The organism is Virgibacillus sp. 7505, from assembly GCF_002272135.1.
Taxonomy (GTDB): Bacteria; Bacillota; Bacilli; order Bacillales; family Amphibacillaceae; genus Terribacillus.
This window is the reverse complement of record NZ_NPBF01000338.1, coordinates 1-231: the sequence shown is the minus strand read 5'-3', so window position 1 is coordinate 231 and position 231 is coordinate 1. Positions and strand designations below refer to the sequence as shown.

Annotated in this window: 1 rRNA gene; it reads left to right on the top strand. The window is 42.0% G+C overall.

Annotated elements, in window-relative coordinates:
- Positions 1-142: 142 nt before the first annotated feature.
- Positions 143-231, top strand: a 23S ribosomal RNA gene (locus CHH91_RS19225); the annotation flags it as partial.

Genomic DNA, 231 nt, shown 5'->3' with positions numbered 1-231 from the left:
TCGTAATTGGTTGTTTGTTCAGTTTTGAGAGATCAATCTCTCTTGTGAACCTTGAAAACTAGATAAGAAACAACATGCCAGAACATCAAACTTTAAAGCCGACAATTTATTGTCGCGATTTATAGATTTATCATGCGTTATTAGTTAAGTGAAGAAGGGCGCACGGTGGATGCCTTGGCACTAGGAGCCGATGAAGGACGGGACTAACACCGATATGCTTCGGGGAGCTGT